This is a genomic window from Bergeyella cardium (assembly GCF_009914665.1).
Taxonomy (GTDB): Bacteria; Bacteroidota; Bacteroidia; order Flavobacteriales; family Weeksellaceae; genus Bergeyella_A; species Bergeyella_A cardium.
The window spans coordinates 454,312-480,530 of the sequence record NZ_CP029149.1; the positions used below are offsets into that span (position 1 = coordinate 454,312).

The 26,219-nt window shown below is 40.6% G+C and carries 17 protein-coding genes; 4 read left to right on the forward strand and 13 right to left on the reverse strand.

Translation table 11 applies throughout. The features are described 5' to 3' along the window. Positions 1-4 precede the first annotated feature (4 nt). From DBX24_RS02085 to folK, 6 genes are all read right to left on the reverse strand, one after another. Positions 5-697 (reverse strand): DedA family protein, encoded by a 693-nt coding sequence (locus DBX24_RS02085; RefSeq protein ID WP_160223821.1) that lies wholly within the window; start codon positions 695-697, stop codon positions 5-7. Positions 698-737: 40 nt separating this feature from the next. Continuing rightward, positions 738-1,889 carry a porin gene (locus DBX24_RS02090; protein WP_160223822.1) on the reverse strand — a complete coding sequence of 384 codons (1,152 nt, stop codon included), beginning with the start codon at positions 1,887-1,889 and terminating at the stop codon, positions 738-740. Positions 1,890-2,109: 220 nt separating this feature from the next. Further along, positions 2,110-4,011, reverse strand: coding sequence for a RecQ family ATP-dependent DNA helicase (locus tag DBX24_RS02095; RefSeq protein WP_160223823.1), 1,902 nt, complete (start codon positions 4,009-4,011; stop codon positions 2,110-2,112). Between the two features lie 92 nt (positions 4,012-4,103). Next, complete coding sequence (locus DBX24_RS02100) at positions 4,104-5,576, reverse strand: OmpA family protein (protein WP_160223824.1); 1,473 nt, start codon at positions 5,574-5,576, stop codon at positions 4,104-4,106. Positions 5,577-5,608: 32 nt separating this feature from the next. After that, on the reverse strand, positions 5,609-6,715 hold the full coding sequence (locus tag DBX24_RS02105) for a porin family protein (protein ID WP_160223825.1): 1,107 nt from the start codon (positions 6,713-6,715) through the stop codon (positions 5,609-5,611). 3 nt (positions 6,716-6,718) lie between these two features. Beyond that, positions 6,719-7,153: a 2-amino-4-hydroxy-6-hydroxymethyldihydropteridine diphosphokinase gene (gene folK, locus DBX24_RS02110; protein ID WP_120488570.1), complete on the reverse strand. Its 435-nt coding sequence runs from the start codon at positions 7,151-7,153 to the stop codon at positions 6,719-6,721. A 32-nt stretch (positions 7,154-7,185) separates the two neighbouring features. Here folK and sppA point away from each other — a divergent pair, with 32 nt between their 5' ends. Beyond that, positions 7,186-8,937, forward strand: a complete 1,752-nt coding sequence (gene sppA / locus DBX24_RS02115; protein WP_160223826.1) for a signal peptide peptidase SppA — start codon at positions 7,186-7,188, stop codon at positions 8,935-8,937. Between the two features lie 187 nt (positions 8,938-9,124). Here sppA and DBX24_RS02120 read toward each other — a convergent pair whose 3' ends face one another. Beyond that, a complete protein-coding gene (locus DBX24_RS02120; RefSeq protein ID WP_160223827.1) occupies positions 9,125-10,327 on the reverse strand; it encodes a pyridoxal phosphate-dependent aminotransferase in 1,203 nt (400 codons plus the stop codon). A gap of 56 nt (positions 10,328-10,383) precedes the next feature. Further along, positions 10,384-12,471: an LTA synthase family protein gene (locus DBX24_RS02125; RefSeq protein ID WP_160223828.1), complete on the reverse strand. Its 2,088-nt coding sequence runs from the start codon at positions 12,469-12,471 to the stop codon at positions 10,384-10,386. Positions 12,472-12,570: 99 nt separating this feature from the next. Here DBX24_RS02125 and lpdA point away from each other — a divergent pair, with 99 nt between their 5' ends. Further along, positions 12,571-13,962, forward strand: coding sequence for a dihydrolipoyl dehydrogenase (lpdA, locus tag DBX24_RS02130; RefSeq protein WP_120488566.1), 1,392 nt, complete (start codon positions 12,571-12,573; stop codon positions 13,960-13,962). A 226-nt stretch (positions 13,963-14,188) separates the two neighbouring features. Here lpdA and DBX24_RS02135 read toward each other — a convergent pair whose 3' ends face one another. Then, positions 14,189-15,511: a PHB depolymerase family esterase gene (locus DBX24_RS02135; protein ID WP_160223829.1), complete on the reverse strand. Its 1,323-nt coding sequence runs from the start codon at positions 15,509-15,511 to the stop codon at positions 14,189-14,191. Positions 15,512-15,587: 76 nt separating this feature from the next. On the opposite strand from DBX24_RS02135, the gene DBX24_RS02140 reads away from it, so the two are divergent. Together DBX24_RS02140 and DBX24_RS02145 are read left to right on the forward strand one after the other, a co-directional pair. Then, on the forward strand, positions 15,588-16,070 hold the full coding sequence (locus DBX24_RS02140) for a YkgJ family cysteine cluster protein (protein WP_160223830.1): 483 nt from the start codon (positions 15,588-15,590) through the stop codon (positions 16,068-16,070). 13 nt (positions 16,071-16,083) lie between these two features. After that, positions 16,084-17,706, forward strand: a complete 1,623-nt coding sequence (locus DBX24_RS02145) for an LIC_10190 family membrane protein (protein WP_160223831.1) — start codon at positions 16,084-16,086, stop codon at positions 17,704-17,706. 475 nt (positions 17,707-18,181) lie between these two features. Here the strand turns inward: DBX24_RS02145 and DBX24_RS02150 are convergent, their stop codons facing one another. From DBX24_RS02150 to rpoC, 4 genes are all read right to left on the reverse strand, one after another. Next, positions 18,182-18,898, reverse strand: a complete 717-nt coding sequence (locus DBX24_RS02150) for a DNA-binding domain-containing protein (RefSeq protein WP_160223832.1) — start codon at positions 18,896-18,898, stop codon at positions 18,182-18,184. Between the two features lie 84 nt (positions 18,899-18,982). Next, entirely contained in the window at positions 18,983-21,007 is a 2,025-nt protein-coding gene (locus DBX24_RS02155) for a phage tail-like protein (RefSeq protein ID WP_160223833.1), read from the reverse strand. A 496-nt stretch (positions 21,008-21,503) separates the two neighbouring features. Further along, positions 21,504-21,806: a DUF3467 domain-containing protein gene (locus DBX24_RS02160; protein ID WP_120489672.1), complete on the reverse strand. Its 303-nt coding sequence runs from the start codon at positions 21,804-21,806 to the stop codon at positions 21,504-21,506. A gap of 90 nt (positions 21,807-21,896) precedes the next feature. Beyond that, positions 21,897-26,165 (reverse strand): DNA-directed RNA polymerase subunit beta', encoded by a 4,269-nt coding sequence (rpoC, locus tag DBX24_RS02165; RefSeq protein ID WP_120488560.1) that lies wholly within the window; start codon positions 26,163-26,165, stop codon positions 21,897-21,899. Positions 26,166-26,219: the final 54 nt, after the last annotated feature.

The window sequence follows — 26,219 nt, forward strand, 5'->3', positions numbered from 1 at the left end:
AGATTTAGGGTTGGGGATGAGTATCGCTGCCTCTGTCGCTTGTTTTTCCAAAGACTAATTTGATGATTACAGGCAGTGTGGTAACCAATACAAGACCGATGACGATAATTTCCAAGTGTTTTTTCAAGTCGAGCCCGAACTGGTCTTCCAAAAGACGCTGTAAATAATGCCCAGCATAGACGAGAAGGAATGCCCAGAGAACTCCCCCGATGATATTATCGCGGAAGAACTTCTTTTTATCCATCTTGACAATCCCCGCAACGATGGGCGTAAAAGTACGGACAATCGGGAGGAAGCGGGCGAGGATAATTGCCATAGAACCGTGCTTCTCGAAGAAGTCGTGCGCTTGGTACAGATATTTTTTCTTGAAAAGCAAGGAATCTTCTCTCTTGTAGAGGGCAGGTCCTGTTTTATAACCGAAATAGTAACCTACCTCATTGCCAATGATAGCCGCCAGTGCGATAAAAAAAGCTAAAATAGAAGTGTCTAAAAAATCATTTCCAAAAGAACCGAAAGTTTCTTCAATAATAGTCTTTGCATATATACCAGAGATGAATAGCAGACTGTCGCCAGGAAGGAAAAACCCTACAAATAAACCCGTTTCTGCGAAAATGATAAATAACACTAACCAAAAACCACCGAGTTTTATGTAAAATTCTGGGTTTAACAAGTCTTTCCAACTCTCAAAATGTTCCATTCAATAAAGTCTTTGAGCAAAAGTAAGGATAATTTTAATATTAGAGGATATTGAGAAGGTAGAGCAAGCCTACGCTCAGCATATTCTTGCTTGTATTGGGCGTCTGCTCTGTATATTTTGAATGATACTTTCTGGAATCATTACTGAAATAAGTAAATACCTTGAAATTCTGACTCTCAAAAGGTTTAAACTCCAAACCGATAAGGTTAATATAATGATGAGAGAGGTGGCGCTCGATAGATTCAGACCTGCTATTGATGCGTTCTAAAACGGACTTTCCTGTTATAAAGATTTTAGGTGTGATGGCATAATCCATACGCAGTACTGCCGCCTGATGCTGGATGTGCCGAGCATAAACAGGCTGATAATTGATATTCTGAGCAAGATTGTAAGCATTCAGCACAGGGGAAATAAGGTTTGCATAATCTACTGCTGCATTCGTCTGGTGAAGGTCTAAGTACATATCAAAATTTCCAAAGGTAAAACGGTTCCCGAGAGAGAGGCTTACATTAGTTTTGCCTTCCGCTACCTGAGAAACGCCCGCAGAATAATAAGTTCTGAATCTATTATCCCAGAAATCTCCTTTCCAGATGATGTTGGCACCAAGGGGAAGCTTGGCAGCTTTTAAATGATTGGCATCATAGCCCGTATTCTTATGGATTTGGCTGAAATTTTTGTTATTAGCATTATAAACCTCCAATTGAAGCTGATGGTTTGCATTGAAGGCATACGAAAGCCTCGTACCGAAAGCAAAGAGATTGAGTTGCTGATTAAGGTAATCCGAGTATTGGTATTCAAATACAGGGTTGATATCTGCCTCCCACGAGCCTGTGGATACGAAATGCTTCCCTGCCATAATTGACCACTGTTTTTCCTTCCCGAAGAGGTATTCTACATAAGCAAAATCCAATGAGGCGGGGGCATTATCTAGTGTATTGGGCTCTTGCGCTCTGTTGAGCCTAAACCTTAGGTTGTATTTTATGTCAGGATTCACTTTCCCGATGAATTGCAGTCGGCTTTCGTTTAATTTAAAGCCCGCCTGATTGTTTTCTCCCTCTGGGACTTCCAAAGAGGAGCGAAAGATGAGGTTAATATCAAGGTTATTGAGCAGATAATCTGCTTTTGTTTCCTCTGTCTGCGCACTTATAGCATTTGCCAGAGCTATTCCTATAATTAAAATATATTTTCTCATTGTTTTTAACTATTATATATTATACTCTATTCGTTATTTAGCTTTAAAAACAAAAGTTTCAAAGAATTTTCTACTATCATTTTTTACTTTGAGTAACTTTTCCTTTTCTCTTAAATCTTACCAAATGATGCCTTATCCTACTATTAAGTCTATCCACTGTAAAGTTTTCTGCTTTTGATTTTATGTGTCTTTCACTGCAAATTAACCCTGAATAAAGAATTTATACCAGCATATAAGTCTTATAATCCTGCATTTTTATTTTGCCAGAATCTCTCAGTAGGATGAGATGCTCGAGGACCTCCTCTCGATTACCGTTACTGATGGCAATACATAGCTCATCTAAGGTAAGAGGCCTGCTCGCTAAGGCATTGAGAATATCTTTTTGGGGGCTACCCTTGATATTATTCTGAAATCGGTTGCTACAATAGGAGCAGTTGCCACAATCCTGAGCATTTCTCTCACCGAAGTACTGTAAAATCAGCCTCATTTTGCAGAAGGAGATATCGGTGATGAAGAATTTCATCTCTTCCCACTTTCGGACTTTATTCTTTTGGATTGTAGAGAAGGTTTTATAGTATTTCCCAAACAAAAGCCTCTCATCTCTTGGGGTGAGGAATTTAATGCTCGCCTGCCCGCCATCTATATATTCCATATAGCCTTTGTTTTTCATCTTGCTGAGGCGCTTTTTTATCAGATGAAGTGGAGATTCTAGCTTTTCGGAGAGGATTTCCTCATCAAAATGTACTTTCTGAGCCGTAAAACCTATAATATTCCGTAGCAGAAGCTCAATGAAATAGGCATCTTCCTCTGGCAAGAGCTCTATCTGGTCGTAAGGAATAAGCAGCTCGATGGATGAGCGATTCTTTTGCTCCCTGAGGTAAATCACTTCTTGAATATGAAGAAAATTGAGGACAGATTTTAGTTTTGTTTTCCCAATTGCCGTCAGTTTAAGCAATTTTTCAAGGCTAAACTGAAATTCTTTCTCCACCTTTTGCTGCTCAGCAATACCAAACATTGAGTAGAGGTAAGAAATAATCTTCTGGTACTCTTCCTTAGAGGTGTATTGGCTCCTCAGTATCTTATCTACCTTCAGCAAGTCCTGCTTGTCCCAAAGCAAGTGGGCAAAGCTCTCGGCTCCGTCTCTCCCCGCCCTTCCGATTTCTTGGTAATAATTCTCGATAGACTGAGATGGCGAAAGATGAATGACGAAATAGACATTCTCCTTATCTATCCCCATCCCAAAAGCATTGGTAGAGATCAGGACATTCAGGCTGCTTCTCTGCCACCAGTTTTGCTTCTTTATTCGCTCATCTTTGGGCAGCCCTGCGTGGTAATAATCTACATTTGTCAATCCTCTTGATTGGAGATATTGGGATAATTCCTCTGCCTCTCTCCTCGTTCGGGTATAGATAAGCCCTGAGGTGCAGTTCATATTCAAATAATGATAGATATGAGGATATTTATCCGAGATTTCTAATACATTAATATGAATATTCTCCCTTCTAAAGCCTTTTTTAAAGATTTGAGGAGCTTTTAGTGCTAATTTATCTACAATCTCGGTGAGAACTCTCGGGGTGGCTGTTGCCGTAAGTGCGATACAAGGCAAATGATAATACTGCTCCCTGAACATTTTAATGTTTCTATAGCTCGGGCGGAAGTCCTGCCCCCATTCGGAGACGCAATGTGCCTCATCTACCGCAATAAAAGAGAGCTGGATATCTTGAGTTTCCATTAAAAACCTTTGATTGCTCAATCTTTCAGGGGAGATGTAGAGCAATTTTGTAACGCCCTCCTTCGCTCTGGAATACACGAGGTCTTCCTCTACCGTATCCAAATCAGATGAGAGGTAATCTGCCTCTATACCTATGGAATTGAGCTGCTCAACCTGGTCCTTCATCAATGCTAAAAGCGGAGAAACCACAAGGCATACGCCCTCGCTGAGCAATGCAGGAAGCTGATAGCAGAGCGACTTACCCCCTCCTGTAGGGAGAAGTGCTACGGTATCCTTGTCTGATAAGATGCTATCAATAATCCCCTCCTGAGGCGCTCTAAATTCGGTATAGCCCCAAAACTCCTTAAGCGTTTGGTATTTCAGATCCCTCAAATTCTCTGCTGATATCATACAGGCGTAAAGATAGAACAAAATAATTAAAACAAATCGGAAGTAGAATATTCTACTTCCGATTCAGTATTTTCAAAGTTTAATTTTAAAAACTATTTAGCCTCAAAGTAAACTCTTCTATTTGCTTCATTTTTCCATTCAGGGCACTTAGTAGCTGGGTCGCACTCAGGATATTTAAGGTCATTTTTACCTCTACCCTCTGCTATTAGCATTGAAGTACTCACCCCTCTATCTACTAAATATTTTACTACTGCTTTTGCTCTTCTTTGAGAAAGTGCCAAGTTATATTTAGCAGAGCCTCTAGTATCTGTAGCACCGATAACTAAGAACCTATCATTAGAATTTAAAGTCTTGATGATATCCGCTGCTTTATTCAGTCTATCAAATGAAACAGGTCTAATTTTATCACTGTTAAGCTCAAACTCTATACCTTCAAAGTGCTTATTAACTTCGCTTACTACTGCCTTGGTGTTTATTTTAACTTCTGGCTTAGGCTCTAGTGGACAACCTTGATTTTCTACAGGTCCTGGAACAGTCACACACTTATCATAAAGGTCAATTACACCATCCAAGTCAGCATCTAAAGCTACACCAGCACCATCAACTCTTGCACCTGCAGGTGTATCAAGTTGTCTATCCCAGTCATCACATACCCCATCATTATCCTGATCTCCTTTTTTACAAACTTCAATATCTTGATTTTTATTTGCCAAGTTATCAAGTTTGGAATAAACCTCTTGGAAAGGATCATGCCAGAATAAATGAGATTGGTGTTTTCCAATTTTATAAGTTACACCTGCTGTAATATTAAAGAAATTATCTGAAATTTGCTCTTCAGTCATATTAATATTACTGTATGGCTGACCTCCACCATCAAATTCATCTGTACCTGTAACTACATACATCACTCTACCTTCTACATCAAATCTTCTTGAGATTTTATATTTAACTCCGGTACCAGCCTGCATAAATAATGAACTCAAATTAAAAGGTTTAACCTCAGAGGTTAAATCTGTTCCGTTCATATCTTCCAAATAAGCTCTATAGGCTAATGTACCAAAGCCAAAGTAACCGTGAATAGCCCACTTATATGTAGAGTGATTATCTACCCTTCTAAGTAAATTTGAAAAATTTAAATCTCCAATAAGTGAGATCGCATCATACTGAGTTAAAGCTCCAACCTCCTTAGCACTGCTTGGGTTATGTTTTTTAGTGTGGAACCAACCTTGTCTTGTTTCTCCTCTGTCATACTGAAGTTTAAGGCCAAAGGAATGAGTGATTGCTTTATCTACACTTAAATAAAAGGAGTATCCAAAAACATTTTTACCATTTCCATTTTTAATTGATGTTAAGTCTGCAGACTGAACAAGTGGAACTCCCACCCCTGCAGAAACAGACCAATCATTAAATCTTTTTGATTCTTGAGTAAACTTGGAAACATTAGAAGAGCCTGATGTAAAAGTATTAGGAAAAACTCCATTAGCTTCTGTTGCTACTGTACTTTGAGCTAATATAACAGTTGGTAAAGCTAATGCCAATGCAACACTTGTACAATTTAGTTTCATTATATTTGATTTTTTATGTTAAACTAATTAAATTATTTTTTTTGAGGAATTTCAGTACCTAGGGGACAGCCTTTATTTTCTGGAACACCTGGAACTGTTACACATTTATCATAGAGATCGATTACACCATCCAAGTCAATATCTAATGCTACACCTGCACCATCAACTCTTGCCCAAAAAGGAGTATCAAGCTGTCTATCCCAATCATCACATACCCCATCTCTGTCTTTATCTCCTTTTTCACATACATATACCTCACCGATCTTATTTTCTAAAAGAGCTGTTCTATAATACACATCCTGCAAAGGATCAAACCAAGCCAAATGAGTATTATGTTTACCCAATTTAGCAGATACCCCTATATTTACAGTAAAATAATTATCGGATGTATTTTTCTTGATATAGTTATATGGATTATCTGCCTGTCTAGGTGTACCTAGTACCAAACCTGATTGCTCACCTCCTCCATCAAACTCATCATCACCCGTAATAACATACATTGCTCTTGCTTCTAAATCTAATCTTCTTGAAAGATTATATTTTACACCTACCCCTGTTTGAAAGAAGAAAGATGCAAAATCAAAATCCTGCTCTAATGAAAATGGGTTATTCCACCTTTTAGAGCTATCTTCCAAATAGGTTTTATAACTCATTAATCCTATACCTGCATAACCGTGCAAAGCCCATTTATAAGCAGAATTATTATCTACCCTTCTTAAAAGGTTTGTTAAGTTAATATCTCCAAGCAAACTGATTTGGTTATATTTTGACCAAGCCTTAGCTACTCCATATTCTTCTTTTAAAAGAGCTTTTTGATTAGTTTTACCTGTCTGATATTGCAAACTCAAACCAAAAGTATGAGTAATTTGCTTATCTACACTTAAATAAGCATTCCAACCAAAATCTATTTTACCATCATAAAAAGAGGTAAGGTCACCATAAGACATTAATGCCGTACCTCCACCAGCAGAGATAGCCCAATCATTAAATGATCGGGATTGATTGGTAAATTTACTCACATTTGCTGAACCTGAAGAAAATGTATTAGGATACTCTTCTTTTTTTACTTGATCAGCAGTCTTTTCCTGTGCATAAAATGCTATTGGTAAAGATATAGCCAATAATAAACTTAGTTTCATAATCTATGTTTTACAAAAATTTATAAGATTATTTAATATTTCTTTTGAAAACTGTCTTTCTTCTAAATGTTTTTTATGTGGTATTGAGAGTTTATTACACTCAAAATGCAAACCCTCGATTTTCACAATATCAATATCAATAACTCTATCTCTGTATTCTCCTTCATAAAAGGATGAGTCAAACTCCCTTCCCATCTTCTGCTCTACCTTTTTAATCACTCTTAATAGTTCAATAGGAGATAAAATTGTATTTACTGAGGCTGCAATATTACAAAAAATATTAGAACTCACAAACTCTACGGGTTCCGAGTACAAAAAATTAGAAATCTGTAATACCTTACCAATCTGTAATTTAATCTCAGATAAGGCTTCTTCTAGATTTTTTTTTTGATCTCCAAGGTTACTTCCCAGTAACAAAATAACAGTTCTGTGCAACATATTGGCAAAATTAAGATTAATATACCTATTTTATGAAAAGTTTTTTTAAAAGTGTGCTGGCGAATATCGTAGCAATATTGGTTATTTGTGTGGTAGGATTTATATTTTTAATCGCCTTTATTGGGATAAGTATGGCGAGTAAAGACGCAGGAATCTCTGTGAAAGACAATTCTATACTGGCATTAAATCTAAAAACCCATATTATCGACAGCCCCAATGAAGAAGTAGATTCTTTCTTAGGCTTTAATGATGATAAGGAAACCCTCCTCCTCTTTGATGTTCTTCAAGCAATTGAAAAAGCCAAAACCGATGAACAGATTAAGGGAATATCCATTGAAACTGATGAAATCTCTGCTGGAATTACTCAGCTTGATGATATACGAGCGGCATTAGAGGACTTTAAAAAATCTGGAAAATTCGTGCTCACCTATGCCAATACAGCAAGCCAAGCTACCTATTATCTTGGCTCTGTTGCCAATGAATATTACCTCCACCCAGCAGGAGGGATAGATTTAAAAGGTCTATCTACCGAGATTGCTTTCTTTAAAGATTTTGCAGAGAAGTACGGGATAGGCTTGGATATCATCCGCCACGGTAAGTACAAATCCGCAGTAGAACCTTACCTGAGAAATGATTTATCACCAGAAAATAAAGAGCAGCTCTCGGCTATGCTTAACGATATATGGGGGCAAATGGCACCAAAGATGAGTGCTTCCCGAAAGATAGCCCTGGCAGATTTCCAAACGATAACCGATAGCCTCTACAGCTACATACCCGATAATAATATAAAGTATGGACTGGCAGATAAACTCATACAAAGAGCGGAGTACGATGATATCCTCCGCGCTAAACTCAAGATAGGAGAGAAAGATAAAATCAATAAAGTCCCTTTTTCAGGCTATATTAATTCTTTAAAGAAAACAAAAGATGATAACAGAATAGGCATCCTTTACGCTTCGGGAGCTATCTACAACGGCGAGGGCTATGATGGTATCTACTCCACCTCTTTCATCAAAGACATCAAGAAACTTGCAGATGATAAAAAGATAAAAGCCGTAGTACTCCGCATCAATTCTCCCGGGGGAAGTGCCAATGCCTCGGATGAAATCCTCTTTGAACTCAGCGAGCTCAAAAAGAAAAAGCCACTTATTGTTTCTTTTGGCGACTATGCAGCTTCGGGAGGGTACTACATCGCGATGGCAGGCGACAAGATATATTCTGAACCGAATACTCTTACGGGCTCTATCGGGGTTTTCGGGGTTTTAATGAATGCAAAAGAACTTGCCAACAGAAACGGCATCCACTCCGAAGTGGTCTCTACCCATACCAATAGCCATTTATACTCGCCCCTCAGTGGTTTCTCCAAGGACGGGCAGAGCATCATTACCAAGAGCGTAGAGCAGACCTATAAGAGATTTGTACACTTCGTAACCGAGAACAGAAAGATGAGCTTCGAGCAAGTAGATGAAGTAGGCGGCGGAAGGGTTTGGTCTGGTACGAGAGCAAAAGAAATCGGTCTCGTAGATGAGCTCGGTACGCTTAGTGATGCCTTAGCATTCGCAGCGAAGAAAGCCAACATCAAGACCTATCAAGTTGTTTCCTATCCAAAGGAGGTCTCTCCATTTGAAAAGATTTTTGGCAAGATGAATGAGGAAGAAATCTCCACAAGAATCCTAAAATCCAAGCTCGGGAAAGAGAATTACAAAATCTATGAGCAGATAGCTCACCCCAAAATAAAAGGGCAAATCCTAATGGAAACCCCTTACGAAATCAGTATAAAATAACACCTTATAATAACAAGAAAAAAGTGCCTCTTTGTGAGGCGCTTTTTGTTTCCTCTAATTCTTTCAAAAGATTTTTTTTCCTGGTATTTTAGAAAAGTCTTACTCTTGATTTTATTTCTTCATCAATAAGGATAAAAAAAGCCGTAGCAAAGTAGCCACGACTTCAAAATGAATATTATTAAATTTTCTAAACTATTTCAGCAGTACTCAAGCAGTTTTTTATTCTTTTCATTGCTTCTCTTAGCTCTTCTTCGGAAGCTGCATAGGAGAACCTGATACACTCTGGACTACCGAAAGACACTCCCCCTACTGAGGCTACATAAGCATTCTCAAGAAGGAACATTGCAAAGTCATCAGAGTCGTTTATAAGCGTACCATTCACTTTTTTACCTATATAATAAGATATATCTGGGAAGAAATAGAAAGCAGACTTGGGAAGAGCCACCTGAAAACCTTTGATATCTTTCATCAGCTCAAAAACCAAATCTCTCCTCTTTTTAAATTCTTCTATCATATAGTGATATTCCTTTGGGTCTGCCTCCAGAGCAGTGATAGATGCTCGCTGAGCTACGGTATTTGCACCACTGGTAATCTGCCCTTGGATTTTATCGCACGCCTTAGCCAGCCACTCGGGAGCAGCAGAGTAGCCGATACGCCAGCCCGTCATTGCATAACCTTTGGAGACACCATTAATAATCGCCGTTTGGTCATAAAGCTCTGGACAAACTTCCACTATGGATTTATGCTTTGATTCATAATTGATGTACTCATAAATCTCATCAGAAATAATGGTAATATGCGGATGCTTGGCAAGCACTTCCCCGATTGCTCTAAGCTCTTCCTCTGTATAATAACTCCCTGATGGGTTGCACGGTGAGCTATAAAGTATTGCTTTTGTCTTTGGAGTAATGGCTTCTTCTAATTGCTTTGGGGTGATTTTAAAGTCGGTCTCGTGGCTTGTCTTGATGAATACAGACTTACCGCCTGCGAGCTTTACCATTTCTTCGTAGCTCACCCAATAAGGCACAGGGAGTATGACTTCATCTCCCTCATTGACTACGGCTAAAAGTACATTGATAATAGATTGTTTTGCACCATTTGATACACAGATTTGAGTAGGTTTATAATCAAGGTTGTTATCTCTTTTTAGTTTGGTTACCACCGCTTGCCTTAGCTCTAAAAAGCCTGGAACAGGCGAATAGTGGCTGTAATTTTCATCTATTGCAGTATGAGCGGCTTGCTTTATATTGGCAGGGACATCAAAGTCGGGCTCGCCAAGTGTAAGGCTTATAATATCTTTCCCAGCTGCTTTTAGCTCCCTTGCTTTATTGCTCATCACGAAAGTTTGAGAGTAGCTCATTCTGTTTAATCTGTCTGATAATCTGTTCATTTTATTTTATTATTGATTGAGGTAACAAATATATAAATTAAAAGCAATACCAATGGCTATTTATTGAGCTTTTGGTTCTTAATCCAAAAGGCGGTAGATTGATAGGCAGAGACACATTTCTCGGCTTGGGTTTTATCAATATTTGGGAGGAGAATCTCATCATAAAAAATTGGATGCTCCTTAGACGGCTGCTCGCTTTGTAACTTGAGTTCATACTGCTTGGTCTTATTAATAGGCGAAATAATCGTGAGGCGGTCTTGCTCTATATAGCCCAAATCCTGATAAGTCGCGATATATGCTCTTGGTTTATAGGTTTCCTTCAAGACATCTTCACCTAAAAATTTAGAGGTATATTTAAAGTTGAGCAATCCAAATACGGTAGGCATCACATCTATCTGAGAGACCAAACTGCTGATTTCTTTCGGCTGCTGAGCAATCTCTTCCGAATAAATGAGGCACGGAATCCTGTATTTATCCAGAGGGAGTTCGGTTTTACCCGCACTGGATGCACAGTGGTCTGCCACGATAACAAAAATAGTATCCTTAAACCAATCTTCCTTTTTAGCAAGCTCGAAGAAGACTTTTAGTGAATAGTCTGTATACTTCACGCCTCCGCTTCTGGATTTTGAATCACCAGGAATATCAATCTTCCCATTCGGATAGGTAAAAGGTCTGTGATTGCTAACCGTCATCCAATGGTTAAAGAAAGGTTTCCCCTGTTTTGCCTGCCGGGTCATTTCCTTTACTGCCTTCCGAGCCATATCTTCATCACAGACGCCCCATATATTGGCAAAAGTGATTTCTTCGGGCTTGAAATTACTCCTATCTATAATATCATAACCATTTCCAGAGAAGAAGTCTTTCATATTATCAAAATAGCTGAAACCTCCATAGAGGTATTTCACCTGATAGCCTTTGGATTTGAATACAGAACCCGTTGTAAATTTATTCTTATTGTCTTTTCGCTTTACGATACTCTCACCAGGCGTAGGTGGAATACAGAGGGTAAGCGCCTCTAATCCCCTCACGGTACGGTTGCCTGTAGCGTACAGATTGGTAAAGAAAAGGCTCTTCTGAGCAAGGCTATCGAGGAAAGGAGTGATGTTCTCCTGATTACCATAATATGCCATAAACTCTGCCGAGAGGCTTTCTATGGAGATAAGGACTACATTTTTACGGGTTTCCTCAGCATTAGGACTAATCTCTCGCTCTAATGCAGGGGCAGAGAGCTGTTTCAGAAAGAGATTTTCAGCTTGTTTCTGCTCCATCTGCGGATAGAACTGGAAATAATCCAGCTCACTGTGAGTAAAAGCATAATAAAATTTATAAACTCCATTTGCCTGTACTTCCTGCGAGAATATATTTGAGGCTTTTACCTTTTCAAACTGAGGAGAAAGCCCCAGACTCACCAAGCAAAGGAATAAAAAGCTGACTAAAAGAATAAACTTCTGCTTTAAATTCGGTAAGGAGAGGAGGGTAACTTTAGTTCTCTTAAAAATGAAAATCGTAACCAAAAGGGTAACGATAAAAATCACTGAAAACAGTGGAAGCACTGGGTAGCTCTCCATTATATTCCCGATAACTTCATTGGTATAAATAAGATAATCTACCGCAATAAAATTATATCTGATACCGAACTCATTCCAAAAGAAATATTCGCTAACGGCATTAAAGATAATAGACAGAGAATAGATAAACAGAGTAATAAAATAAAGAACATTCCTCACCTGTACCCTGTATTTTGGGAGGAAAAGCATCGCTCCAAAGCAGAAAGTTTTCAGCCCAAAGAAAATTAAGGCTATATCTTGCACAGAACCCCCATACTGACTGAAAATATTATTCGGAACAAAGGCCGTATAAAGCACAAGAAGAAGCATTAATGAAAAAATAAGCACTCCATAAGGCTTATCGTATTTCGCATTTGATAAAAAAAGGAAATAAAGCGCCAGAAAACTACTCGCCAGAATGATAATAAACACATCTGAAAGCCCACCGATAAACAATACTTTCAGTGTTTCTATAAAGGAGAAAGATGCCGTAGTAATCGGATGGAAAATAAAAACAATCCTAAGGATAAAAGAAACTAAAATATAAAGCCCACCTATATAGAAAAATGGTTTTAGTTTTTGTAACAAATGCTTCATTCTAATGGTTTAATTTTTCTGTGTTGCAAACATAATGAAAATATACTAAGCGCCTCTTTTTAATAATTTTTCTTACATTCGCGTAAAAATTTCGATCAAATGAATTACGATGTTATTGTCATCGGGAGTGGTCCTGGTGGATATGTTACAGCGATTAGAGCATCTCAGTTAGGCTTTAAAACTGCTATTATTGAAAAAGAAAATCTTGGGGGTATCTGCTTAAACTGGGGATGTATACCGACCAAAGCGCTATTAAAATCTGCTCATGTATTCAAGTATCTTCAAAATGCAGAAGATTATGGCCTTAATAAAGTAGAGAATCCTGGGTTTGATTTCTCCAAAGTAGTTCAGAGAAGTAGAGGCGTAGCTTCTAAAATGAGTGGAGGGATTCAATTCCTGATGAAAAAGAACAAAATTGATGTAATAATGGGAACAGCAACCGTGAAAGCGGGTAAAAAAGTTTCCGTAACAGCTGCCGATGGTAAAACTACCGAGTATAGCGCTGGGCATATTATCATCGCTACTGGAGCAAGGTCAAGAGAGCTTCCAAACCTGCCTCAGGATGGTAAAAAAGTTATCGGATACAGACAGGCACTCACCCTTGCTGAACAGCCAAAATCTATGATTGTCGTAGGTTCTGGGGCTATCGGGGTAGAATTTGCCGACTTCTATAATACAATGGGCACAAAGGTTACCATTGTAGAATTTATGCCAAACATTCTTCCTGTGGAAGACGAGGAAGTATCTAAACATGTAGAGAAATCCCTCAAGAAATCGGGTATTGAGATTATGACCAAAGCATCCGTAGAGTCCGTAGATACCTCAGGAACTGGTGTAAAGGCAAAAGTAAAAACCGAAAAAGGAGAAATCACCTTAGAAGCAGATGTACTGCTCTCTGCCGTAGGTATTACTGCTAATGTAGAGGGAATAGGTCTGGAAGAAGTAGGCATTAAAACCGAAAAAGGAAGAATCCTCGTGAATGAATGGTATGAGACCTCAGTACCTGGATACTACGCGATAGGAGATGTACTCCCAACTCAAGCATTGGCCCATGTGGCTTCCGCTGAAGGGATTACCTGCGTAGAGAAAATAAAAGGACTAAGCGTAGAGCCTATCAACTACGGAAATATCCCTGGCTGTACCTACTGCCACCCAGAAGTAGCTTCTGTAGGGCTTACAGAAAAGCAGGCAAAAGAAAAAGGATATGAGATTAAAGTAGGTAAATTCCCATTCTCCGCTTCTGGAAAAGCCACTGCTAATGGTGATGTAGATGGATTTATTAAAGTAATATTTGATGCCAAATATGGCGAATGGCTCGGATGCCATATGGTGGGCGACGGCGTAACCGATATGATTGCCGAAGCCGTAGTAGCAAGGAAGCTCGAAACTACAGGGCACGAAATCCTGAAAGCAATACACCCACACCCAACCATCTCCGAAGCCGTAATGGAAGCAGTAGCCGCTGCCTACGGAGAAGTAATACATATCTAATTATTACAAACCTTAACAGCATATAATAAAAAAGGATTTGGAAAGATTTCCAAATCCTTTTTTAGCTCATAGCAGCTGGCGTATAGCTAATGGCCCACTGTGTGGGGCACACTTACCCACTCGCGTGGAGAGCACTTACCCACTGCGTGGGGAGCACTTACCACAAACGCACATCGCCTACTGCTTACTGCCTAAAGCCTACTGCTAAAAGCCAGTAGCCATCTGCTCAATTAAGAGTAATGCTGGTATTTTTAGTTGTAGCTTTCAACCTTTTTCCATTGAGTTCTACCCACTTTATTTTACGGGGGATTTGGGAGTAGTCAATTTCTATATCAGAAGTTTTGGAAGTACTTATAATAAGGGTTTTCCCTGAGATATGTGCCTTTACTTTTGCAGAGTTTACAGGCTTTTCAAAAATCTGATAATAATAACCTTCATTTAGCTTTCCATTGAGGGTAAGTGTTTTATCCCCCCTCTGAATGCTAAGGCTGGTAGGCTCTCCTGCCTGCTTGGTAGCGAAATAATACATCTGGGAAAAAGGCGAGCTCATCTCGTGATTTTCCATTTTCAGGATAATATCCCCAATTTGTACGCCCATTTTAGGAGCTTCAGACCTTTCGTTTTTAAATCCATAGACTTTTAGTCCCTTACCTTTATAGGTATTATCATACAATAAGCCCAAATCTGCTTTATTATTAAAAACCCTGAGTGAGTAAGGTTTATGCCAGTCCTGAGGCTGCTCTTGAGTATTGATTTTCTTGATTTTTATCCAGCCAATGCCTGTATTTTCGGTATTAGATTCCCAAGAGAGGGCAGTTTGAGGGCTTTGGGTTGTACTTCTAATAAAATTAATGATTTTCTCCTCGTACTGGGGTAGGTAGCTCGGGTCGTGAGCTCCTTCAGGAGTGATAAACTCAATATTTGGATTAAAAGTTTTGAGATAATCGGCAACGGGCTGCATCTGCGAGAGCGGATAGAGAAAATCCTTCGTAGTATTGAAAATAAGCATCGGTTTGGCATTCATATTTTCAGGGAAAAGAGACTGAGCACTGAGCTTTTCTGCAATTTTAAAACTCCCATTGAGGGAAATAAACCCTGCAAATGAATCTGGAAAAAGCACGGAGAAGAGCTGTACGCCAGAGCCTCCATCTGAAAAGCCAGAGAGGAAGATTTTATCTTTATCAATCTTTATTTTCTTCTGAGCTTCGGCTATCTCACCGAGAACCATAGCGCTACCCACTTCATCAAACCAGCCCGCACCCTTATTCCCATAAGGGAAAAGAATAGCAAACTCTGCTTCATCTGCTATTTTGAGGAAAGGCGATTTCCGAGCGTAGTCCAGCGCATTTTTAAGCTGAGGAGAAGAAACTGCCCCGTGTAGAAAAACAAGAAGCGGGAGCTTTGCCTTATCCGAATTTTGTGGCGTATAGAGCACAAACGGTCGCTGTTTCCCATCTGCACACTGGTAAGAGTATTCATTTAATTCACCCTTTTGAGCAAAGCTAATCTTCGCTAAGAATAAAGCCAAAAGGCAGATTATTTTCTTCATAAAATCAGGATTAATGGGGACAAAAGTAGTCAATGTACAGGTTTTTTCCTAAATTGCCCGCTTTCAAAAAAGGTTGATGAACTTAGAACTTTACAGGCAACAGGCACTACAAAAGAAAAAAGAACATAAAAAGTTCCTCGATGGGCTAAAGAAGAAGCCTCCCAAGAATTTAGATTATATAGCTCAGGAGGCTCACGAAGAGGTTTTTGAGGAAATTGATTGCTTGGAATGTGCCAACTGCTGCAAAACGACTGGCCCTCTCTACACCGAAAAAGATATTGAGCGAATTTCTAAACATCTGCGGATGAAAGCATCGGATTTTGAGAAGAAATACCTGCGAACGGACGAGGATAACGATAAAGTTCTCCAAACCTTGCCCTGCATATTCCTCAGTGCGGATAATAAATGCTTAATTTATGAGGTGAGACCCAAAGCCTGTCGCGAATATCCGCATACGGACAGGAAAAAAGTCTATCAGATTAATCACTTGACTACGAAAAACGCCATTATATGCCCTGCGGTGTACAAATGGATAGAGAAAATGAGAGAAAAAATATAACCCCTCCCCTATTATGATCTATATTTTACTATCGCTAATGCTTATTCTGCCTACCCTACTGGGGATAGGTGGTCTTGCCAGCCAAAAAATAAAGCTATGGGATGGGATAAGTTCAGATTTAGTAATGGGAATCGTGAGTATAAGCATCGTTTGGACAGTTCTGGCATTCTTCATCCCGATAAATACTGCGGTAGAAATCTGTACCCTGATATTGGGTATTTCACTATTCATCTACCAAAAGAAGTACAGAGCACTCGGCAGCTTTTTAAGGGAGCACTACCGAATTTTTGTACCCGTTCTCTTTATTATATTGTTCTTCGGAGCGTTTTATCCATTTATTCTGGATCATTTTGGGTATTATGTACCCAGTATAAAGTGGATTCGTGAAGTGGGAATGCCAAGGGGAATTTCCAATCTCGACTTATTGCTGGGGCAGATGTCCGTCTGGCATATTTTCCAAGCGGGGTTTTCTAACCTATCGGATACTTTCCTTAGAATGAATTCACTTATGCTGGCAGGCTACCTCATTTATATATTGGAGAGGAGGGTTTTCGTCCATCTGCTGTTTTTCCCTATTTTGTTTCTGTTTGTTCAGTCGCCAAGTGCAGACTTGCCCGTCATCATCCTCTCTATGCTAGTGCTCAATGAGACTATGCGAAGCAATACCAATGCTAAAGGGCTCTTTCTACTCTCGGTATTCATATTTATAATAAAGCCAACGGCCATTTGGGTGCCTGTCTTCGTATTTCTGTATAATCTTTTCTGCTTAAAGCAAAAGCCCCTCAGCTGGATGCCCGCAGGTCTCGCTCTTGTACTGCTCTTTTGTTTCAAAAATATATGGCTCTTCGGCTATCCCATATTTCCTGTAGCGGTGATTGACCTTAATTTGCCTTGGAAACCCAACCCCGAACTGCTAAAAAACTCGGCAATGATTGCCATAATGAAAACCTACAACCTGCAATATACCTACGCCGAGATACATTCTTTTAGCAAATGGGATTACATAAAAAACTGGCTGCTGTTAGAGGGGATTAAAGGGAAAATCCATATCCTGTTTATCATCAGTTTGATGATTTTGTGCTTCCATACCTTTATCTCAAGGAAGAAAGTATTGTACCTCCTCTGTGGGGCAGTACTGCTAAAATCCGCAATGGTACTGGCATTCTCCGCTCAATACCGATTCTTTCTGGAAGTCTTTTTCGTAATGATTTTTATACTCACATACCAGAAAGCAGGGAAGAAAACCGCGATTTTAGGCTTTACAGTGATGACCTTAGCAATAGCCTTCGTACTGAGCACTCCCCAATGGCTACAGAAACAGCTTCCGAGCTTTTATCTGGGATATTTTATGGGCGGATTTAATGAAAACCAATGGCTAAAACCCTCAGAATACCAGCTCAACCAATACAAAAGCCATAAAGTGGGAAATCTGGAATTTTATCTATCGGCGGAGGACTATCCCTTTATGTTTGACACTCCCCTCCCAACCATTTCCAATGGCTTTTTGAAAGACTATCTAAGGCTCGGCATCTTCCCTCAATGGGATTCCGAAAGGAAAAAAAACGGCTTCCACTGGAAAAAACTCACCCCAAAAGAAATCCAAGAACTCAAAAAAGCTATAAGCCTCAAGCAGTAAGCACCCACTGCGTGGGGAGCACTTAGCCGTAGCACGGCAGGCACCCACTGTGTGGGGCACACTTATCACAAACTATCCGCACACCGCCTACTGCCTAAAGCCTACTGCTTACTGCACGAAGCTAACCGCGCACCGCCAATAGCTAAAAGCCAATAGCTATTTGCCATCTGCTAAAAAGAAGTACGGCACCCCGAGTGGGGTGCCGTACAAATAAATACTAACAACTATAAAAACGCATTATGCACACAAGTGATAAAGTGCAAGGTTTCTATTTCTTTTTATCATTTGGAAGATTTATCTCCCTTGATTCTTATTTCGTTATTATTATTATAAATCATATTACAATAGACTCTCTATTACGAGAGTGATAGACACTCTATCACGGTAAGGATAGACACTCTATCACGAGAGTGATAGACACCCTATCACGGTAAGGATAGACACCCTATTGAGAGGGGCACTATCTTACAATGAGTTAGGATAGGACTATTATAGTGTCCAAAATATCTGTGCGAGGCTCTTTGAGGAAGACATTCTTACCACTGCTAAACTGCGTTGTGATGCTCAGCTCATAGTTGCCGGCAGGGAGGCTGGCTGGGATAAGCACCAAAAGACGAGATGGCTCATTTATCACGATGTCCTCGAGTTTTGTCTTAGCCTTGGTGTCTATATTCGTGAGATAGACGCCATTGTCTGCGTGGGTACCTGCAACCTTGAGGTAAGTCCCCTTAATCTCGGCATTCTTGCCTTTGGTAAGGGTGCCATCGGTTTTGCCTGTGCTGAGGTCGGTAATACCGAAGATTGCCATTGGACTGGATTGCTCGCCAAGAAATTCTACCTTGGTTTGAGAGATGGCTTTCCTTAGCTCTGCGCCTTGATTGACATTTACATAGACGCTGTGCTTGTCCTTATCCCAAGTCCTATCGCGGAAGGCTCCCTTGATGGCTGAGCGCATTATCACGAGACCTGTATTCACTACATAGCCTTGGAGCACCAGCTCTGTGCTCTTGCGATTAAAGCGGGAAACGATGTCTATTGCCGTCTCCTCTTTTATCTCCATACCTTCTTTTTTGAGCTCTGCTACAATCTCTGCTATGCTTACGCTCCCTACGCTTGCGGGTACACCTACAAAATCTGATGGGTCGCTGGTAAGAGGGTTGTCTCTTAGCCACGCTTTTAAAGTATTTTTCATTGTAATAATGTTTATTGGTTTATATATAATTCTTTATGTTTTCTTTTATAAAAGGGGGATTACTCCCCCTTTGGAGTGTATTTATTAATCCTTCACGCAACGAACGGAATTAGCATGGATTTTATCTTCATTACCACTTATTTGAGCTTGTTCCATTACTGATGATGCAGCCACTGTCACTGCCTGTGGAATTTTATATGCTGGACTATATATCTCTGATATTAGAATAGCAACATATGCTTTATTATTAGATGTAGATGGGGTACTTAGCCAAGTTCCACCAATACCATAACCCCTCTTATAGCTACGAAGGATACCTCCATAGCCTTCACCAAACCATCCTTTTCCAAAACGAACTAATTCTGTTATAAAGGAACTTCGATGCACAAGTATCCATACAGGTCCTACAGATCCACCTATCTTTAATAATAATTGTTCCATATCCACTTTTGTAGGGGTATGCCAGCCACTTGGGCAAGGATCAGTATAACTAGAAACATTAGCATTATACTCTGTCTTGTTATATCGCTTCCACGCATCAGTTACTGTACCTGTAGGAAACTGACTTGCGTGAGCATATTTGAAATACGCTCCCCCTGCACCATCATTAGGATCAGTAGTATTCCAGTTTGCTAGCTCGTGGCCATCTGCCTCTCTTCCCCATTGGAATACAGAACCTAGCCCCCTGTAGTCTCCCCCATCAATTGGATCGCGCTTCTCATAGGTCTGGTCATAGCCAAAGTCTGCTATACGGTTTGCATCGGCATAGTATGCTCCAAGGTTCTTGTCTAGCCATATCTGCCCATCATAGGTCATTAATTTGCTATACACAAAGCGGTGGTCATACCTGCCGGCTACCCCTGCTGTCTCATAGTTGTACTGCTTGTCTTTAACTCCTCCTGTAGCATAAACTTTTAAGTTAAATGGCGTCATCGCACTCGTTAGCTGTACCGGAATAGTAGCTATAAGCTCATCGGCACTCCCTGCCTCTAATAATGGTGCATTATAGGTGCCGTCTATTACCTCCAGCGTACCTGTAATTACATTATAAAGCCCTGTACTAGGCGATTGGTGCAGCCTACCAGCAGGTATTGTTAGCTTTAAGGTCTTCTGGTTAGGCGCTGTACCTATGCTTACCGTCTTAGTGAATTCTCCAAAAGACTTACCATCTCCGTTCTTGTACGGTATCTTAACCGGTATCTTATAGATACTGCCGTCTATCTTCCCTTGGTAAGATGATGCAATCGGAGGCGTTCCCTGCACTGAGCTGTCTTCCTTCCAAGAAAATACAAATATGCTATGGTCTTGGAACAAGGCCGTACCCTGGCTTACGGTATAGGTCTGCTCTACATTGTATATCCCTATACGGAAAGTAGCCTTTATATTCCCTACCTGCGGCATACCTTTCAGGTTATACGAAATAATCTGGGAGGTGCCTGGTGCTACCGTTACCGAACTGTTTTGGGCTCCATCCAAAGCTACTGTGCCTGTAGGTGCAGGAACGCCCCCTGGCAGAGTGCCAGGAATGTTCGTAATCGTCATTGCAGAAGAAAGGTTTTGAGTATAAGGCGTAGCTCCAGTATTATTAATAAGAAGCTTCACCTTATGCGTACCGGAACCTGCGGCTACGGCTGTCCCCGCTTGGAAGACACCATCCCAGCCCGCTCCCATAATCTGAAGCGTAACTCCTGGTGGCAAAGAAGGCGCAACCGAAGAGATACAGTCCCAACCCGAATTAGAAAATATCTCTACGCATTTCCTATCGGTATTATAAATCATTGTACCTTCTACTATATCCGAAGGGTTGAAAGCATCTCGCTCAACTGATGTTACTCTTGGGAAAATTACACCTTGCACAGAACTAGATGATACACTTGTATTCCGCGAAATATCCAGAGTAGCCTTTGGCGTCTCTGTATTGATTCCGACTCTGCCGTCGTACTCTGTCTGTGCGCTGGCTAATACTCCTATTAGCACAAACGCTAAAATCATTTTAAATCTCATATATCTATTATTTATGTTACTTCCTTGGGAATAATTATTGAGCGTAGAAACTGCGATTGAGTCGCCAGCCTTTGGCTGGCGACAATGCTCCTCCCCTATCTCCACTCTTGTCTGATTTTGCTCTAAAAGAAAATTGACTAGCGCTTTGTCGCTCGCTTCGCTCGCGACTTTGCCTCCTGCATAAGCGAAAAAGTGAGAAGCAGGCAAGCGCAAAAGCGCCGATAGGCGCGCGGGCAGAGCCCGCGCGCCTATCGGCACTCTATATAGTCTTTTAAATAAGACTATATTTTGAAGGAAGGAAGGAAGGATAACAAATTATTGCACATACACAAGTTTGCGTATATGATATTTGTCATATTTTGGGTATTCCTTTTCATCCTTTTTTCATCTAATTGCGAGGCAAATATAAAACTTATTTTTTATCTGGCAACAATTAGCGGTTAGCTTTTGGCTTTTAGCTGCTAGCTGGGGGTGGTTTGTTTGTGGTAAGTGCCTGCCGTGCTAACGAGTGCCTCCCCTGCTAAGTGCTCCCCACGCAGTAGGTGGGAAAAGAAAACCCCTGAAGTTTTATTCAGGGGTTTTGGTTTTTGTTTTGGAGGTTTTATGCTTGAACATTGTTACCTCCCAATACGAAAGGCTCAACTTCTTTTATTTCTCCGAATTGTTGCTCGTAGTTAGCAATATTTTGTTGAAGAGCATTTAAAACTCTTTTTGCGTGAAGAGGAGCAAGGATTACTCGGCTTCTTACATTCGCTTGCTGAACGCCTGGCATAAGCTGGATGAAGTCTAAAACAAACTCCGAAGGAGAATGATTTACAAGCGCAAGGTTGCAATAAGCTCCCATAGCCACAGCTTCGTTCAACTGAATGTTGATGTTGTTGTCTTGATTCTGATTGTTGTCCATTTTATTAATTGTTTTAATGTTAATTTTGAAAGTTTGAAAGTCCAAATATACTGAACTTTCAAACATTTTCAAATAGAATATTTACTTGTATTAGTTGTGATCTTCAAAGTCTTTTTTAAGACCAACGAGGAAATCCTGATAGTCTTTAAGACCTGTTCCCGCAGGGATTCTATGCCCTACGATTACATTTTCTTTCAATCCATTGAGGTCATCTACCTTACCAGATACAGCAGCTTCGTTGAGAACTTTCGTAGTCTCCTGGAAGGATGCGGCAGACATAAACGACCTTGTTTGAAGCGCTGCACGGGTAATTCCCTGGAGCACAGGCACAGCAGTAGCAGGGAGAGCATCTCTCACTTCTACGAGCTGTAAATCTTCTCTCTTGAGTTTAGAGTTCTCATCTCTAAGCTCGCGAGCGGTAATCATCTGCCCTGGTTTAAAGTCTTTGGAATCTCCTGCATCTACAACTACTTTAAGACCGAAGATACGGTTGTTTTCATCGAGGAAGTCATACTTATGCTCAAGGGCAGCTTCGAGGAAGCGGGTGTCTCCACCATCTACGATTTCAACCTTCGTCATCATCTGTCTTACGATGATTTCAAAGTGTTTGTCATCAATTTTCACCCCTTGGAGACGATATACCTCCTGGATTTCATTAACGATATACTCCTGAACGGCTGTTGGCCCTTGGATTCTGAGGATATCGTCTGGTGTAATGGAGCCGTCTGAAAGCGGAGTACCTGCTCTTACAAAGTCGTTCTCCTGAACGAGAATCTGGCTGGAAAGTTTTACCAGGTAAATTTTTCTTTCACCTGTTTTTGCCTCCACGATAAGCTCTCGGTTTCCTCTCTTGATTTTACCGTAAGAAACTACACCGTCTATCTCGGTAACCACAGCTGGATTGGAAGGATTTCTCGCTTCAAAAAGCTCGGTAACCCTCGGAAGACCACCTGTGATATCCCCTGCCTTAGCAGATTTACGAGGAATCTTGATGAGGATTTTCCCTGCTTTGATTTTCTCTCCGTCATTAACCATCAAGTGAGCACCCACAGGTAAGTTGTAAGACTTCTGCTCTACGCCTTTGGAATCTACAACTCTAAGGGTAGGAACGGCTTTCTTACCTCTTGCTTCTGAGATTACTTTTTCTTCAAAGCCTGTCTGCTCATCTATCTCTAATTGGAAGGAAACCCCTTGAATAATATCTTCATAAGCTACCTTACCAGCAGTCTCTGCAATGATAACCGCATTATATGGATCCCACTTACAGATAAGGTCTCCTTTTTTCACTTTATCGCCTGGTTTTACAGAAAGTATGGAACCATAAGGGATATTCTGAACCATAAGCGGAGTACGAGCAGCATTATCTGCTACCAAACGGAATTCCGTAGAACGAGAAACTACGATTTCTACCTTATTGCCGTTTTCGTCTTCTGAAGTAATGGTTCTGATTTCATCAAGCTCTACGATACCGTCTTTCTTAGCAACGATAGTAGGGTTTTCAGAGACATTCCCCGCAGTACCCCCTTGGTGGAAGGTCCTAAGGGTAAGCTGAGTACCTGGCTCACCAATAGACTGAGCTGCGATAACACCTACTGCCTCACCCATATGAATCATCTTACCAGTAGCGAGGTTTCTACCGTAGCACTTCGCACAGATACCTCTTCTTGCCTCGCAAGTAAGCGGTGAACGAACTTCTACACTCTCAATACCAGACTCTTCAATTTTCTGAGCCAATGCTTCATCGATAAGTTCATCTGCACTAACGATGATCTCATCGGTTTCTGGATGATAAACATCGTGAAGGGAAACTCTACCCAAGATTCTTTCAGAGAGTTTCTCTACAACCTCATCATTTTTCTTCAATGGAGTAACATCTACACCTCTGAGCGTACCGCAATCATCTTCTGTAATGATGACATCCTGCGCTACATCCACAAGTCTTCTTGTAAGGTAACCCGCATCGGCAGTTTTAAGTGCCGTATCGGCGAGACCTTTTCTCGCACCGTGGGTAGAGATAAAGTATTCCAAGATGGAAAGACCTTCCTTAAAGTTTGCAACGATAGGGTTCTCGATAATCTCTGCACCTACGGAACCTGCTTTTTGAGGTTTAGCCATCAGACCACGCATACCAGAGAGCTGACGAATCTGCTCTTTGGAACCCCTCGCCCCAGAGTCAAGCATCATATACACAGAGTTGAAGCCTCCCTGGTCGGTAGTCATTCTCTGCATAATCATCTCGGTAAGGCTGGCATTGGTATTCGTCCAAACATCAATTACCTGGTTATAACGCTCTGTATCTGTAATAAGACCCATATTATAGTTTGCCTTAATCTCATCAACAGTTTCAACTGCTTTGGCAATCATCTGTTTTTTCTCCTCTGGAACTACGATGTCTCCAAGGCTGAATGAAAGCCCACCTTTGAATGCGTTATAATAACCTAAATTCTTCATATCATCGAGGAACTTCACTGTGGTTGGGAAGTCTGTTTCAGCTAAGATTTTACCGATAACATTTCTCAATGATTTTTTAGTCAGCAGCTCATTTACATAACCTACCTGCTTAGGTACAATTTGGTTAAATAAAATTCTACCAACCGTAGTTTCAATAAGTTTTATTTCAAAATCTCCTTGTTCATTTTTTACAGGGAGCTTACATTTTACTTTTGCATTAAGTGAAGCCCTGCCCTCATTATAAGCGATTTCTGCTTCTTCTGGGGAGTAGAATGCCAAGCCTTCACCTTTTATCTTATGCTCTTCGGTAGAGATACCTTCTTTGGTCATAAAGTAAAGCCCGAGAACCATATCCTGAGATGGAACGGTAATAGGCGAACCATTTGCCGGGTTCAAGATGTTTTGAGAACCGAGCATCAACAGTTGAGCTTCCAAAATTGCCTCTGGCCCGAGAGGTAAGTGTACCGCCATCTGGTCACCGTCAAAGTCGGCATTAAACGCAGTAGTTACCAATGGGTGAAGCTGGATAGCCTTACCTTCGATCATCTTAGGCTGGAATGCCTGAATACCCAATCTGTGGAGGGTAGGCGCACGGTTGAGGAGTACGGGGTGACCTTTCATCACATTCTCCAAAATATCATACACCACAGGCTCTTTTCTATCGATGATTCTCTTCGCAGATTTTACGGTTTTTACGATACCTCTCTCTATCAGCTTTCTGATGATAAACGGTTTGTAAAGCTCTGCTGCCATATCCTTAGGAAGACCACACTCGTGAAGCTGAAGGCTTGGACCAACGACAATTACCGAACGAGCAGAGTAATCTACCCTCTTACCTAAGAGGTTCTGACGGAAACGCCCTTGCTTACCTTTCAATGAATCTGAAAGGGATTTAAGTGGTCTGTTAGATTCAGATTTTACAGCAGAAGATTTTCTTGTATTATCAAATAAGGAATCTACTGCTTCCTGAAGCATACGCTTCTCGTTTCTTAAGATTACCTCTGGAGCTTTGATTTCCAATAATCTTTTCAAACGATTGTTTCTAATGATAACCCTTCTGTAAAGGTCATTGAGGTCAGAAGTAGCAAAACGACCACCATCTAATGGAACGAGAGGTCTCAATTCTGGCGGGATTACAGGAAGTACGCGCATTACCATCCACTCTGGGCGGTTTATCATTCTTGTATTCGCACTTCTAAGCGCTTCTACTACATTCAGACGCTTAAGGGCTTCTGTTCTTCTTTGCTTAGAACCTTCGCTGTGAGCCTTATGTCTCAAATCAAAGGAAAGCGCATCGAGGTCTATTCTCTTCAATAGCTCTTCCACAGCTTCAGCTCCCATTTTAGCAATAAACTTATTAGGATCTGAATCATCAAGATATTGATTGTCTGCTGGGAGGCTGTCTAATACATCGAGATATTCCTCTTCCGTAAGGAACTCCATTTCCTCAAAGTCTGAGCCATCTGCTTTTTTAGCAATACCTTGCTGGATGACTACATACCTCTCATAATAGATAATCATATCCAACTTCTTGGAAGGCAGCCCAAGAAGGTAGCCAATCTTATTCGGAAGAGAACGGAAGTACCAAATGTGAGCTACTGGAACTACTAAATTAATATGCCCAATTCTCTCACGACGCACTTTTTTCTCGGTAACCTCTACACCGCAACGGTCGCAAACGATACCTTTATAACGAATTCTCTTATACTTACCGCAGGCACACTCATAATCCTTTACAGGACCAAAGATTTTCTCACAGAAAAGACCATCTCTTTCTGGCTTGTGCGTACGGTAGTTAATAGTCTCTGGTTTTAGAACCTCTCCTCTTGATTCTTGAAGAATAGATTCTGGAGAAGCCAAACCAATGGTGATTTTATTAAATCTGCTTGATTTATTTTTATTTGACATTTGATTAAATTTTGGATTTCAGATTGAGATTTCAGGTTGAAGAGATATTCTCTC

Bases quoted from the DNA above. Each gene is read 5' to 3' on its own strand.
- DBX24_RS02140 (WP_160223830.1), top strand. From the start codon at position 15,588: ATGAACTTAGAACTTTACAGGCAACAGGCACTACAAAAGAAAAAAGAA.
- folK (WP_120488570.1), bottom strand. From the start codon at position 7,153: ATGTTGCACAGAACTGTTATTTTGTTACTGGGAAGTAACCTTGGAGAT.
- DBX24_RS02160 (WP_120489672.1), bottom strand. From the start codon at position 21,806: ATGGACAACAATCAGAATCAAGACAACAACATCAACATTCAGTTGAAC.
- DBX24_RS02135 (WP_160223829.1), bottom strand. From the start codon at position 15,511: ATGAAGAAAATAATCTGCCTTTTGGCTTTATTCTTAGCGAAGATTAGC.
- DBX24_RS02085 (WP_160223821.1), bottom strand. From the start codon at position 697: ATGGAACATTTTGAGAGTTGGAAAGACTTGTTAAACCCAGAATTTTAC.
- DBX24_RS02095 (WP_160223823.1), bottom strand. From the start codon at position 4,011: ATGATATCAGCAGAGAATTTGAGGGATCTGAAATACCAAACGCTTAAG.
- DBX24_RS02100 (WP_160223824.1), bottom strand. From the start codon at position 5,576: ATGAAACTAAATTGTACAAGTGTTGCATTGGCATTAGCTTTACCAACT.
- DBX24_RS02125 (WP_160223828.1), bottom strand. From the start codon at position 12,471: ATGAAGCATTTGTTACAAAAACTAAAACCATTTTTCTATATAGGTGGG.
- DBX24_RS02120 (WP_160223827.1), bottom strand. From the start codon at position 10,327: ATGAACAGATTATCAGACAGATTAAACAGAATGAGCTACTCTCAAACT.
- DBX24_RS02090 (WP_160223822.1), bottom strand. From the start codon at position 1,889: ATGAGAAAATATATTTTAATTATAGGAATAGCTCTGGCAAATGCTATA.
- DBX24_RS02150 (WP_160223832.1), bottom strand. From the start codon at position 18,898: ATGAAAAATACTTTAAAAGCGTGGCTAAGAGACAACCCTCTTACCAGC.
- lpdA (WP_120488566.1), top strand. From the start codon at position 12,571: ATGAATTACGATGTTATTGTCATCGGGAGTGGTCCTGGTGGATATGTT.
- rpoC (WP_120488560.1), bottom strand. From the start codon at position 26,165: ATGTCAAATAAAAATAAATCAAGCAGATTTAATAAAATCACCATTGGT.
- DBX24_RS02105 (WP_160223825.1), bottom strand. From the start codon at position 6,715: ATGAAACTAAGTTTATTATTGGCTATATCTTTACCAATAGCATTTTAT.
- sppA (WP_160223826.1), top strand. From the start codon at position 7,186: ATGAAAAGTTTTTTTAAAAGTGTGCTGGCGAATATCGTAGCAATATTG.
- DBX24_RS02145 (WP_160223831.1), top strand. From the start codon at position 16,084: ATGATCTATATTTTACTATCGCTAATGCTTATTCTGCCTACCCTACTG.